This window comes from Marinobacter panjinensis, from assembly GCF_005298175.1.
GTDB classification, from domain to species: Bacteria; Pseudomonadota; Gammaproteobacteria; order Pseudomonadales; family Oleiphilaceae; genus Marinobacter; species Marinobacter panjinensis.
Window position 1 is genome coordinate 172705 of the sequence record NZ_SZYH01000003.1, and the last position, 13636, is coordinate 186340.

Here is a 13636-nt window from a genome sequence, read left to right on the forward strand (position 1 = left end):
TTACTGTCCTGCCTTTTCATTCATAACCGTTTTCACGCGAGCAATGTCACGCTTCACCTTCGGAAGAAGATGAGACTGATTCAGCTGACCTGTCGCCTTACGCATGCGCAGGTTGAACTGCTCCTTCAGGAGGTCGATCAGCTCTTTGTTCAGCTCCTCGACTGACTTGTCACGCAGCTCTGTTGCTTTCATCACATCACCGTCCTCGTAACAAAGGTGGTCTGTACGGGCAGCTTGGCAGCAGCAAGAGTGAATGCATCGCGAGCGATTTCCTCGGAGACGCCTTCCATCTCATAAAGCATCCGGCCAGGCTGAATCTCAGCCACCCAATACTCGACAGAACCCTTACCTTTACCCATTCGTACTTCCAGCGGCTTGCTGGAGATCGGCTTGTCCGGGAAAATCCGGATCCAGATCTTACCGCCCCGCTTGATGCGACGAGTCATGGTACGACGCGCTGCTTCGATCTGGCGCGCAGTTATACGCCCACGGGTCGTCGCCTTCAATCCGTATTCACCGAAGCTCACCTTGTTAGCACGGTGAGCAAGACCGGTGTTACGGCCTTTCATTACCTTGCGAAATTTGGTGCGTTTTGGTTGCAGCATTTGAGTGCCCCTTTACTTAGAACCTTTCTTCCCAGAGGCTTTCTTGTCGGCACGGACCTGCTCCATACCACCAAGAATCTCACCTTTGAAGATCCATACCTTGACGCCGATAATGCCGTAAGTGGTCTTCGCTTCGTAGGTCGAGTAATCGATATCTGCACGCAGTGTGTGCAGCGGTACACGACCTTCGCGATACCACTCGGAACGGGCAATTTCAGCACCCCCGAGACGACCGCCAACCTGGATCTTGATGCCTTTCGCACCCTGGCGCATGGCGTTCTGAACCGCACGCTTCATAGCGCGACGGAACATCACACGACGCTCCAGCTGACCGGCAACGTTCTGCGCGACCAAGCGGGCATCCAGGTCCGGCTTGCGGACTTCTTCGATGTTGATGTGCACAGGCACACCCATCATGTCGCTGACTTCGCGACGCAGACGGTCAACATCTTCACCCTTCTTACCGATAACGATACCGGGACGGGCTGTATGGATCGTGATACGGGCGTTCTGAGCAGGGCGCTCGATCACAATCTTGCTGACAGACGCCTTAACCAGGCGTTTGTCGAGGAATTCGCGAACCTGGAGATCGTTCAACAGGTTGTTTGCGTATTCCGCTTTTTCGGCGTACCACACTGAGTTGTGCTCTTTGATCACACCCAGGCGCATGCCGGTTGGATTTACTTTATGACCCATCTGAGCATCTCCTACTTGTCGGCGACCTTGACGGTGATATGACAGGTGCGCTTGAAAATCCGGTCAGCGCGCCCCTTGGCTCGAGCTTTGATTCGCTTGAGCGTCGGACCTTCATCCACCATAACAGTGGAAACCCGCAGATCATCTACGTCCAGACCTTCGTTGTGCTCAGCGTTGGCAATGGCAGACTCAAGAGCTTTCTTGAGAATGACCGCTGCCTTCTTAGGGCTGAAAGTCAGAATGTTCAGGGCGTCCTCAACAGCCTTGCCGCGTACTTGGTCAGCGACAAGACGCGCTTTCTGAGCTGAGAGGCGAGCGCCCTTATACTTGGCTGCTACTTCCATTTCTAATACCTCACAATCAGCGTTTAGCTTTCCTGTCGGCCGCATGACCACGATAAGTACGCGTTGCCGCGAACTCACCCAGCTTATGCCCGACCATATCTTCGGTAACATAAACCGGCACGTGTTGCTTGCCGTTGTGAACTGCAATGGTCAGGCCTACCATCTCCGGAAACACTGTTGACCGGCGAGACCAGGTTTTGATCGGTCGCTTGTCATTTGCTTCCAGAGCTGCCTCGACCTTCTTCAACAGATGCAGGTCTATAAAAGGACCTTTCTTTAAAGAACGTGGCACAGCATTTACCTCTATGTAGTCGTTTACTTGGCTGAACGACGACGTACTATCATCTTGTCAGTACGTTTGTTCTTACGAGTCTTATGCCCTTTGGTCGGAACACCCCACGGAGTAACCGGGTGACGCCCGCCAGAGGTACGCCCTTCACCACCACCATGTGGGTGGTCAACTGGGTTCATAGCAACACCACGTACTGTTGGACGTTTACCGCGCCAACGTGATGCACCCGCTTTACCAAGCTGCTTGAGGCTGTGTTCGCTGTTGGACACTTCGCCCAACGTTGCACGACAGTCAACAAGCACCTTACGCATTTCACCTGAACGCAGGCGGATGGTGGCATAAGCCCCTTCCCGAGCAACCAGCTGTACGGATGCGCCCGCGGAGCGAGCCAGCTGGGCACCTTTGCCAGGCTTGATTTCGACGCAGTGAATCACAGAACCGACCGGAATATTCCGGAGCGGTAGCGTGCTTCCTACTTTAATCGGCGCGTCGATGCCGGAGCGCACAGGATCACCGATCTGCATGCCTTTGGGAGCGATGATGTAACGGCGCTCGCCATCGGCGTACTTGACCAGCGCAATGTGCGCAGAGCGGTTAGGATCGTATTCCAGGCGCTCAATTGTCGCCGGGATACCATCTTTGGTCCGCTTAAAGTCGATTACACGGTAGTGTTTCTTGTGGCCACCACCGATATGACGGGTTGTGATGCGACCAAAATGGTTGCGTCCACCCGATTTGCTTAATGTTTCTACCAACGGCTCGTAAGGGCGCCCCTTGTGAAGATCAGGGTTAAAGAGCTTAACAACGTGACGGCGGCCGGCAGATGTTGGCTTGGTTTTGACGATCGGCATTTTACGACCCCTTTACCTTATTCCACATCCAGAAAATCAATGTCCTGACCGTCCGCAAGCTTTACATAAGCCTTACGAATGTCAGTACGCTTGCCGAAGCCGCGAACGGTACGCTTGAGCTTACCCTTACGGTTCAGAACCTGAACACCTTCGACGGTGACGTTGAACAGCTGCTCAACGGCTTTCTTGATCTCGGGCTTGGTTGCGTCAGGGGCGACACGAAATACCACCTGACCGCTTTCCGCTACCAGAGAAGCTTTCTCTGATACGTGGGGCCCAAGAAGAATCTTGTAAATACGTTCCTGATTCATCCCAGCATCTCCTCGATTTTCTTCAGAGCGGGAACAGTCACAACGACCTTCTCGAAGGCAACCAGGCTGACCGGATCCAGACCAGCAATATCACGCACGTCAACGTGCGGAATGTTGCGAGATGCCAGATGCAGATTCTGCTCAACGTTTTCGGAGAGAATCAGTGCATTGGTGACACCCATATCCTTCAACTTGGCAGTGAATGCCTTGGTCTTGGGGCTGTCGACAGAAATGTCGTCAACAACGACCAGACGCTCCTGGCGAACCAGCTCTGAAAAAATGGAGCGCATCGCTGCGCGGTACATCTTGCGGTTAACTTTCTGCTCAAAGCCACGAGGCTTGGCAGCAAAAGTCACACCACCGGAGCGCCAGATCGGGCTACGGATTGTACCGGCACGGGCACGACCAGTGCCCTTCTGGCGCCATGGCTTCTTGCCACCACCAGCGACTTCGGAACGCGTCTTTTGAGCCTTGGTTCCCTGACGGGCGCCTGCCATATAAGCAGTGACCACCTGGTGAACCAGAGACTCGTTAAAATCTTTGGCAAATGCAGCGTCGGAAACCGAAATTCCTTCGCCACTACCTGTAATTGTCAATTCCATCGCACCGCTCCTCAGGCTTTAACTGCAGGCTTGATGACAACATTTCCGCCAGTCGCGCCCGGAACGGCACCACGAATCAGCAGAAGGTTGCGCTCGGCGTCGACACGGACGACTTGCAGGTTCTGCACAGTCACCTGCGCATTGCCCATCTGGCCCGCCATCTTTTTGCCCTTGAATACCTTGCCCGGAGTCTGGTTCTGACCGATGGAACCCGGTGCACGATGAGAAAGGGAGTTACCGTGTGTGGCGTCCTGCATGGCAAAGTTCCAGCGCTTAACACCGCCCTGGAAACCCTTACCCTTGGACTGGCCCATAGCATCCACAACCTGGCCATCTTCAAAGATGGAAGCAGTGATTTCACCGCCTGCTGCCAGATCTTCACCTTCGCCATCGGCGAGGCGGAATTCCCACAGACCGCGACCAGCCTCTACTCCGGCTTTGGCGTAATGGCCCGCTTCGCTTTTGGTCACACGTGAGGAACGACGCTTTCCAACGGTTACCTGAACCGCACGATAGCCATCGCTTTCAAGAGTTTTCAGTTGGGTAATGCGGTTGGGCTCAACCTCAATTACCGTTACGGGCAGCGCCTGCCCGTCTTCCGTAAAAATACGGGTCATACCGGCCTTGCGACCGACAATTCCAATTGCCATGTTTCACCTCTTAAGTGTACGGGGCTCTCACCCTCTATGGCCTTATGACAGTTACACAGACTAACCGTTTGGTTAGCCGAGGCTGATCTGAACGTCTACACCTGCTGCCAGATCCAGCTTCATCAAAGCGTCTACTGTCTTTTCCGTCGGCTCGACGATGTCCAGCAAACGCTTGTGTGTACGAATCTCGTACTGATCGCGCGCGTCTTTATTGACGTGCGGGGAAATCAGAACGGTGTACTTTTCCTTCCGCGTCGGCAGAGGGATTGGTCCACGCACTTGAGCGCCGGTCCGCTTAGCGGTATCGACAATCTCCTGCGTTGACTGGTCGATCAGGCGGTAATCAAACGCCTTCAACCGGATTCGAATTTTTTGGCTTTGCATGATGCACCCAAACTCCACTCGTAGCAGCTACTAACTAGTTAGCCGACCTTCAAAAAAAGGAGCCGCATTGTATGCATAATACCCAGCAGTGTCAACTGCGTTCAGCAGTGACTCCGCCAGGTCAGGTTGTGCGGCTGAAACAGAAAAAGGGGCTGAGTTACAGCCCCTTTTTCCTCAGACCTTTCGAATCAATTATTCGAGGATCTTGGAGACCACACCGGCACCAACGGTACGGCCGCCTTCGCGAATCGCGAAGCGCAGGCCATCTTCCATGGCGATCGGGTTGATCAGGGTAACACTCATCTTGACGTTGTCACCCGGCATTACCATCTCCACACCTTCCGGCAGCTCACAGGAACCTGTGACGTCGGTGGTACGGAAGTAGAACTGCGGACGATAGCCCTTGAAGAACGGCGTATGACGACCACCTTCTTCCTTGCTCAGCACGTACACTTCGCATTCAAACTTGGTGTGCGGCTTGATGGTGCCCGGCTTACACAGAACCTGACCACGCTCAACGTCGTCACGCTTGGTACCACGCAGCAGTACGCCCACGTTCTCACCAGCACGACCCTCGTCCAGCAGCTTACGGAACATCTCAACGCCGGTACAAACGGTCTTGACGGTATCCTTGATACCAACAATCTCGATCTCTTCACCAACCTTGATAACGCCACGCTCGACACGACCGGTCACAACCGTACCACGACCGGAGATAGAGAAAACGTCCTCGATCGGCATCAGGAACGGCTGATCAATCGCACGCTCCGGATCCGGGATGTACTCGTCCAGGGCTTCTACCAGCTTCTTGACAGCGGTAGTACCCATTTCGTTATCGTCTTTGCCTTCCAGCGCCATCAGCGCGGAACCGGTCACGATCGGCGTGTCGTCGCCCGGGAAGTCGTAAGCGCTCAGCAGCTCGCGAACTTCCATCTCGACCAGCTCCAGCAGCTCCTCGTCATCGACCATGTCCGCCTTGTTCAGGAACACAACGATGAAAGGTACGCCTACCTGGCGGGACAGCAGGATGTGCTCGCGAGTCTGCGGCATGGGGCCGTCAGCTGCGGAACACACCAGAATAGCACCGTCCATCTGCGCCGCACCGGTGATCATGTTCTTCACATAGTCAGCGTGGCCCGGGCAGTCTACGTGGGCGTAGTGACGTGCCGGTGAATCATATTCAACGTGTGAAGTCGCGATAGTAATACCACGAGCCTTCTCTTCCGGCGCGTTATCGATAGAATCGAATGCACTTGCACTACCAGTACCCCACACTTCGTGACATACACGAGTCAGCGCGGCTGTCAGCGTGGTCTTGCCATGGTCTACGTGACCAATGGTACCCACGTTTACGTGTGGCTTGTTACGCTCAAATTTTGCTTTAGACACGGTTACACCTCTTCCTGTTTCTTAAGTCCTGGGGATCAACCCTTTTTAATGATCGCTTCGGCAATGTTCGAGGGAGCTTCCATATAGCGGGAGAACTCCATCGCATAAGACGCCCGACCCTGCGTTGCAGAACGCAGATCGGTGGCGTAACCGAACATCTCCGACAACGGAACCTCGGCACGAATCTGCTTGCCAGCAGGAATGTCTTCCATGCCCTGCACGAGACCGCGACGACGGTTCAGGTCGCCTACTACGTCACCCATGTAATCTTCAGGGGTAACAACCTCTACCCTCATCATCGGCTCGAGAAGGGCTGGGCTGGCTTCCAGAGCGCCCTTCTTCATCGCCATGGAACCGGCGACCTTGAAGGCCATCTCATTGGAGTCAACGTCGTGGTAAGAACCATCGTACAGCGTGGCCTTGATGCGCAGCAGCGGGTAACCGGCCAGACAGCCGTTCTGCATCTGCTCCTGAATGCCTTGCTGGACAGCAGGTATGTATTCCTTGGGAACGACACCACCAACGATTTCATTCACGAAGATAAAGTTCTCGCCATCTTCATCATCAAGAGGCAGCGGCTCAAGCTTGATCTTGACGTGACCGTACTGACCACGACCACCAGACTGACGTACGAACTTGCCTTCCACATCCACGTTCTTACGGATGCACTCACGGTAAGCAACCTGCGGCTTACCAATGTTTGCTTCCACCTTGAACTCGCGACGCATGCGGTCAACGATGATGTCCAGGTGAAGCTCACCCATACCAGAAATGATCGTCTGGCCAGACTCTTCGTCGGTGCGAACCTGGAAAGACGGATCTTCCTGCGCCAGCTTACCAAGGGCGATACCCATCTTCTCTTGATCAGCCTTGGACTTGGGCTCAACGGCCACAGAGATGACAGGATCCGGAAACTCCATGCGCTCGAGAATGATCTTGTGGTTCTCGTCACACAGAGTATCGCCAGTTGTCACGTTCTTCAGGCCGATAGCAGCGGCAATGTCGCCGGCCAGTACTTCTTTGATTTCCTGACGCTCTTTGGAGTGCATCTGCACCATACGACCGACGCGCTCTTTCTTCCCTTTCACGGAGTTATAAACCGCGTTGCCAGACTCAAGCTTGCCAGAGTAAACCCTGAAGAACGTAAGAGTACCAACGAACGGATCTGTGGCGATCTTGAACGCAAGGGCGGAGAAAGGAGCGTCGTCATCAGCCTGACGAGTTTCTTCGGTGCCATCTTCATCGACTTCACCACGGATCGCCTTGACTTCGTCTGGAGCAGGCAGAAATTCGATAACAGAATCCAGTACCGCCTGAACACCCTTGTTCTTAAACGCAGAGCCACAGGTCGCAACGACAATTTCGTTGGCAAGCGTACGCATACGCAGGCCTTTCTTAATGTCGTCGATGTTCAGCTCGCCTTCTTCAAGGTAGCGCTCCATCAGCTCTTCGTTCGCTTCCGCAGCCGCTTCCATCATTTCTTCGCGGTACTTGGCCACTTCCCCAGTCATTTCCGCCGGAACATCACGCTCGTCATAGGTTGCACCAGCGTCATCTTCGTTCCAGTAGATCGCCTTGTTACGGATCAGATCGATAACACCGGCGAAGTTCTCTTCAGAACCAATCGGCAACTGGACCGGAACAGCGTTTGCGCCCAGACGCTTCTTGATCTGCTCCACCACACGCAGGAAGTTGGCGCCGGCACGATCCATCTTGTTGACGAACACCATGCGGGGCACTTCGTACTTGTTAGCCTGACGCCAGACAGTCTCGGACTGCGGCTCAACACCTGAAGAACCACAGAACACCACAACCGCGCCGTCGAGCACGCGCAGGGAACGCTCCACTTCGATGGTGAAGTCTACGTGACCCGGGGTGTCGATGATGTTAATGCGGTGCTCAGGATACTGCTTGTCCATGCCCTGCCAGAAACAGGTAGTTGCAGCAGACGTGATGGTAATACCACGCTCCTGCTCCTGCTCCATCCAGTCCATGGTGGCTGCACCATCGTGAACCTCACCGATCTTGTGGGAAATACCTGTATAGAACAGGACCCGCTCGGTGGTTGTGGTTTTGCCCGCATCAACGTGCGCGACAATACCAATATTTCTGTATCTCTTGATCGGAGTCTTACGTGCCACTGTATAAACCTCGGCTGATTAAAAACGGAAGTGAGAGAACGCCTTGTTGGCTTCTGCCATGCGATGAACGTCTTCGCGTTTCTTAACAGCGGAGCCTTTGCTATCAGCGGCATCCAGGATTTCACCTGCCAGACGCTGAGCCATGGACTTTTCACCACGTTTCCGTGAATATTCTACGAGCCAGCGCATGGCCAGCGCGTGCTGACGGGAAGGCCGTACTTCTACAGGCACCTGGTAAGTAGCACCACCCACGCGACGGGATTTAACCTCAACCATCGGCTGGATGTTCTCCAGGGCCTTCTCGAACATTTCGACCGGCTCTTCCTTCGACTTGTCGGCAACGATATCGAGCGCGCCATAAACAATGCGCTCTGCAACACCCTTCTTGCCACTTTCCATCACATGGTTGATGAACTTGGCCAGACGTGCACTGCCGAATTTGGGATCCGGGATAATTTCCCGTTTTGCTGCAACTCTTCTTCTAGGCATCGATAAGCCCTTATCTGTTAAAAGGTCTTCAGGAACCCCTGAGATAGCATCAGCTACTCAGCCTTACTCTCACCGTTCTACGTAGCAACGATAAAAGACACCCGCGTGGGACATCAGGACTTGGGTCGTTTTGCACCGTACTTGGAGCGGCCCTGCTTACGGTTCTGCACACCCTGGGTGTCCAGCGTTCCGCGAACAGTGTGATAACGCACACCCGGAAGGTCTTTTACTCGACCGCCACGGATAAGCACTACACTGTGCTCCTGAAGGTTGTGACCTTCACCGCCAATGTATGAGGAAACCTCGAAGCCGTTGGTCAGACGAACACGGCACACTTTACGCAGTGCTGAGTTCGGCTTCTTCGGCGTTGTGGTATATACACGAGTGCACACACCACGGCGCTGCGGACAAGCCTGCAGAGCAGGAACGTCGCTCTTGGCCGCTTTGCGTTTACGAGGCTTACGCACCAACTGATTAATCGTTGCCATGTAAGCAAACTCCAAAAAACCGTATCAATGAAACTTACCCCCGACTAGCGGGGGTAAAATTTGAGGGTCGCAAGTGTAAGCCTGCGCCCCCTAACAGTCAAGATGACTGATCTCTTTTTAACCACCCGCGGCGTACGTAACTACCGGCGGGTGGCGATGCCGGCCAACTCAGCTTTCGCGGTTCAGCTCGGCACTCAGGGCTTCTTCCACATCCGCTGCGGTTACGCCCTGCGCTTCCAGTTCACGCTTACGCTTGCGCTCTGCGTGGTAGGCGAGACCGGTACCAGCCGGAATCAGGCGACCCACCACCACGTTTTCCTTCAGGCCGCGGAGGTAATCCCGCTTGCCGGTAACGGCGCCTTCGGTCAGAACCCGCGTGGTTTCCTGGAACGATGCCGCAGAAATGAAGGACTCTGTCGCCAGAGATGCCTTGGTGATACCCAGCAACAGACGATCGCACCTTGCGGGCTCCTTGTCGGCCGCTTCTGCTTTCTCGTTCTCTTCCATGAACTGAGTGATCTCAACCTGATCACCACCCAGCAGACTGGTATCGCCGGCGTCGGTAATCTCGACCTTGCGCAGCATCTGACGCACAATAACCTCGATGTGCTTGTCATTGATGACAACGCCTTGCAGGCGGTACACGTCCTGGATCTCGTTGGTAATGTACTTCGCCAACGCCACTACACCCAGCAGGCGCAGAATATCGTGCGGGTTAGACGGGCCATCAGAGATAACCTCACCCTTCTCGACTGTCTCACCCTCGAACACGTTCATCTGGCGATGCTTCGGGATCAGAACCTCATAGGGGTCGGCATCCTTCGGCGTAATGACCAGGCGCTTCTTGCCCTTGGTTTCCTTGCCGAATGAAACCACACCACTGACTTCCGCCAGGATCGAGGATTCTTTCGGACGACGGGCTTCGAACAGGTCAGCAACCCGTGGCAGACCACCGGTAATATCCCGGGTCTTCGAGCTTGCCTGCGGAATACGTGCAACCACATCACCCAGTTCGACCCTGGCACCGTTGGCCATGGTCACCAGCGCATTGGCTGGCAGGAAGAAGATTGCCGTACCGCCACCTGGCAGCTCGACGTCATTACCCTGCTCGTCGATCAGCTGAACGGCGGGACGGATGTCCTTGCCAGCCGCAGGACGCTCCTTGGGATCGATCACTTCCATCGTGGACAGACCGGTCAGCTCGTCTGTCTGGGTGCGGACGGTAATGCCCTGATCCATGTTGACGAACCGGACGGTACCTTCTGCCTCAGCAATGATCGGGTGAGTGTGCGGATCCCACTTGGCAACCGCGACGCCGGCTTCTACCGTGTCACCATGCTTGACCGACAGCACTGCGCCATAGGGAAGCTTGTACCACTCACGCTCACGGCCCTGCTCATCAGCAATCGCCAGCGCAGAGGAGCGGGAGATCACTACCAGCGTGCCGTCGCTCTTCTCGATGGACTTCAGATTGTGCAGGCGAACGGTGCCGCCGTGCTTGACCTGGATATTGTCGACCGCGGAGGCCCGGCTCGCCGCACCACCAATGTGGAACGTACGCATGGTCAGCTGGGTACCAGGCTCACCGATGGATTGTGCCGCGATAACACCGACGGCCTCCCCAACGTTGACCTGATGGCCCCGCGCAAGGTCACGACCGTAGCACTTGGAACAGATGCCGTGGCGGGTCTCACAGGTAATCGCAGAGCGAACCCAGACCTCGTCCACACCAGCACGCTCAAGTGACTCAACCGCTTTCTCATCCAGCAATACGCCGGATTCAACAATGGCATTGTCCTTGTCGGTAGGCGTGAACGCAGCGCGTGCGGTGACACGGCCGAGCACACGATCACCCAGAGGTACAACCACGTCGCCGCCTTCGATGTGCGGCGTCATCAGCAGGCCTTCCTCGGTACCACAGTCTTCTTCGGTAACGACCAGATCCTGGGAAACATCCACGAGGCGGCGAGTCAGGTAACCTGAGTTCGCAGTCTTAAGCGCCGTATCCGCCAGACCCTTACGGGCACCGTGGGTGGAGATGAAGTACTGAAGTACGTTCAGACCTTCACGGAAATTCGCGGTGATCGGGGTTTCAATGATCGAGCCGTCCGGCTTGGCCATCAGACCACGCATACCAGCCAGCTGACGAATCTGGGCGGGGGAACCCCGTGCACCAGAGTCGGCCATCATATAAACGGAGTTGAACGACTCCTGCATCAGATCTTCGCCGTTCTCACCCTTCACAGGCTTGCCGTCAGGACCGATAACCTGTTCCTGGGACAGACGGTCCATCATCGCCTTGGACACTTTGTCGTTGGCGCGGGACCAGATATCGATAACCTTGTTGTACTTCTCGCCCTGGGTCAGCAGACCGGACGCGTACTGGGTTTCGATGTCCTTAACTTCTTCCGATGCCGCATCTACCAGCTCGTACTTCTCTGGAGGGATCTCGAAGTCATTAAAGCCGATTGAAATCCCTGAAACCGTCGCGAAGTGATAGCCCATGTACATCAGCTGATCCGCAAAAATCACGGTGTCTTTCAGACCCGCATCGCGGTAACAGGTGTTGATCAGGTTGGAGATCGCCTTTTTGACCATCGGCTTGTTGACGATGTCGTAGGACAGGCCGTCAGGCACGATATCAAACAGCAGTGCACGGCCGACCGTGGTTTCCACGATCTTGAGCACTTCAATCTTCTCGCCGTTTTCGTCATAGGTCACTTCTTTAACGCGGACCTTGACCATGGCCTGAAGATCCACCTTGCCGGCGCCATAGGCGCGGTGCGCCTCTTTGACATCGGCAAACACCATGCCTTCACCAAGCGCACTCTTGCGGTCACGGGTCATGTAGTAAAGACCCAGTACCACGTCCTGAGACGGCACGATGATCGGCTCGCCGTTAGCCGGCGACAACACGTTGTTGGTGGACATCATCAACGCACGGGCTTCGAGCTGGGCTTCCAGGGTCAGCGGTACGTGGACCGCCATCTGGTCACCGTCGAAGTCGGCGTTGTAGGCCGCGCACACCAGCGGGTGCAGCTGGATCGCTTTACCTTCAATCAATACCGGCTCGAACGCCTGGATACCCAGACGGTGAAGCGTGGGTGCCCGGTTGAGCATGATCGGATGCTCGCGGATGACCTCGTCCAGGATATCCCAGACCACGCCTTCCTCGCGCTCGACCATTTTCTTGGCGGCCTTGATAGTGGTCGCCAGACCACGGTGCTCCAGCTTGGAGAAAATAAACGGCTTGAACAGTTCCAGCGCCATCTTCTTGGGAAGACCGCACTGGTGCAGGCGCAGGTAGGGACCTACCACGATCACCGAACGACCGGAGTAATCCACTCGCTTACCGAGCAGGTTCTGACGGAAGCGACCCTGCTTACCCTTGATCATGTCTGCCAGGGACTTCAGCGGGCGCTTGTTGGTGCCGGTAATGGCGCGACCACGACGGCCGTTGTCCAGCAGTGCGTCCACGGCTTCCTGCAGCATCCGCTTCTCGTTACGCACAATGATATCCGGAGCATTGAGCTCCAGCAGGCGCTTGAGACGGTTGTTCCGGTTGATCACCCGACGGTACAGATCGTTCAGGTCGGAAGTGGCGAAACGGCCACCGTCCAACGGTACCAGCGGACGCAGATCCGGCGGCAGAACCGGCAGCACGGTCATGACCATGTCGCCCGGCTTGTTACCGGAGTACAGGAAGGCCTCGAGAATTTTCAGGCGCTTGCTGAATTTCTTGATCTTGGTTTCTGAGTTGGTCTGGGGAATCTCTTCCCGCAGGGCTTCAACCTCGGCCTGCAGATCAATACCTTCCAGCAGTTCCTGGACGGCTTCGGCACCCATGCGGGCGTCGAACTCGTCGCCGAACTCTTCCAGCGCTTCGTAGTACTGCTCGTCGTTCAGCAGCTGCCCTTTCTCAAGGGTCGTCATGCCCGGCTCGATAACAATGAACGATTCGAAATAAAGAACCCGTTCAATATCGCGCAGGGTCATGTCCAGCATCAGACCGATGCGGGACGGCAGTGATTTCAGGAACCAGATATGGGCGACCGGGCTGGCAAGCTCGATATGACCCATGCGCTCACGGCGCACACTGGCCAGTGCCACTTCAACACCACACTTCTCGCAGATGACACCACGGTGCTTGAGGCGCTTGTACTTGCCGCAAAGGCACTCGTAATCCTTGATCGGGCCGAAGATCTTGGCACAGAAAAGACCGTCACGCTCAGGTTTGAACGTACGGTAGTTGATGGTCTCAGGCTTTTTGACCTCACCAAAAGACCATGAACGGATCATGTCAGGAGACGCCAGCCCAATACGGATGGCGTCAAATTCCTGCTTCTGGTTCTGGTTTTTGAGAAGATTCAGCAAATCTTTCATCAGTAACAGCT

15 protein-coding genes are annotated in these 13636 nt (G+C 55.3%); all 15 read right to left on the reverse strand.

Annotated features, from left to right (window positions below; all coding sequences use genetic code 11):
• The gene (gene rpmC, locus FDP08_RS20045; protein ID WP_007154007.1) at positions 1-192 is read right to left on the reverse strand and encodes a 50S ribosomal protein L29; all 192 of its coding nucleotides are present in this window, start codon (positions 190-192) and stop codon (positions 1-3) included.
• On the reverse strand, positions 192-605 hold the full coding sequence (gene rplP / locus FDP08_RS20050) for a 50S ribosomal protein L16 (protein WP_027830882.1): 414 nt from the start codon (positions 603-605) through the stop codon (positions 192-194). Before rplP ends, rpmC begins: the two co-directional genes overlap by 1 nt.
• Before the next feature lie 12 nt (positions 606-617).
• On the reverse strand, positions 618-1301 hold the full coding sequence (rpsC, locus tag FDP08_RS20055) for a 30S ribosomal protein S3 (RefSeq protein WP_137438067.1): 684 nt from the start codon (positions 1299-1301) through the stop codon (positions 618-620).
• An 11-nt stretch (positions 1302-1312) separates the two neighbouring features.
• Positions 1313-1645: a 50S ribosomal protein L22 gene (gene rplV / locus FDP08_RS20060; protein ID WP_007154010.1), complete on the reverse strand. Its 333-nt coding sequence runs from the start codon at positions 1643-1645 to the stop codon at positions 1313-1315.
• A 16-nt stretch (positions 1646-1661) separates the two neighbouring features.
• Complete coding sequence (gene rpsS / locus FDP08_RS20065; RefSeq protein ID WP_114614099.1) at positions 1662-1937, reverse strand: 30S ribosomal protein S19; 276 nt, start codon at positions 1935-1937, stop codon at positions 1662-1664.
• Positions 1938-1960: 23 nt separating this feature from the next.
• Positions 1961-2788, reverse strand: a complete 828-nt coding sequence (gene rplB / locus FDP08_RS20070; RefSeq protein ID WP_114614098.1) for a 50S ribosomal protein L2 — start codon at positions 2786-2788, stop codon at positions 1961-1963.
• Between the two features lie 17 nt (positions 2789-2805).
• Positions 2806-3099, reverse strand: a complete 294-nt coding sequence (gene rplW / locus FDP08_RS20075; RefSeq protein WP_137438068.1) for a 50S ribosomal protein L23 — start codon at positions 3097-3099, stop codon at positions 2806-2808.
• Complete coding sequence (rplD, locus tag FDP08_RS20080; RefSeq protein ID WP_137438069.1) at positions 3096-3701, reverse strand: 50S ribosomal protein L4; 606 nt, start codon at positions 3699-3701, stop codon at positions 3096-3098. Before rplD ends, rplW begins: the two co-directional genes overlap by 4 nt.
• Before the next feature lie 11 nt (positions 3702-3712).
• A complete protein-coding gene (rplC, locus tag FDP08_RS20085; RefSeq protein WP_137438070.1) occupies positions 3713-4351 on the reverse strand; it encodes a 50S ribosomal protein L3 in 639 nt (212 codons plus the stop codon).
• A 72-nt stretch (positions 4352-4423) separates the two neighbouring features.
• A complete protein-coding gene (rpsJ, locus tag FDP08_RS20090) occupies positions 4424-4735 on the reverse strand; it encodes a 30S ribosomal protein S10 (protein WP_004580743.1) in 312 nt (103 codons plus the stop codon).
• A gap of 192 nt (positions 4736-4927) precedes the next feature.
• On the reverse strand, positions 4928-6124 hold the full coding sequence (gene tuf, locus FDP08_RS20095; RefSeq protein ID WP_137438071.1) for an elongation factor Tu: 1197 nt from the start codon (positions 6122-6124) through the stop codon (positions 4928-4930).
• A gap of 35 nt (positions 6125-6159) precedes the next feature.
• Positions 6160-8265 carry an elongation factor G gene (gene fusA, locus FDP08_RS20100; RefSeq protein ID WP_137438072.1) on the reverse strand — a complete coding sequence of 702 codons (2106 nt, stop codon included), beginning with the start codon at positions 8263-8265 and terminating at the stop codon, positions 6160-6162.
• Positions 8266-8283: 18 nt separating this feature from the next.
• Positions 8284-8754, reverse strand: coding sequence for a 30S ribosomal protein S7 (gene rpsG / locus FDP08_RS20105; RefSeq protein WP_137438073.1), 471 nt, complete (start codon positions 8752-8754; stop codon positions 8284-8286).
• Between the two features lie 113 nt (positions 8755-8867).
• On the reverse strand, positions 8868-9242 hold the full coding sequence (gene rpsL / locus FDP08_RS20110) for a 30S ribosomal protein S12 (protein ID WP_106670730.1): 375 nt from the start codon (positions 9240-9242) through the stop codon (positions 8868-8870).
• Between the two features lie 168 nt (positions 9243-9410).
• Entirely contained in the window at positions 9411-13625 is a 4215-nt protein-coding gene (gene rpoC / locus FDP08_RS20115) for a DNA-directed RNA polymerase subunit beta' (RefSeq protein WP_137438074.1), read from the reverse strand.
• Positions 13626-13636: the final 11 nt, after the last annotated feature.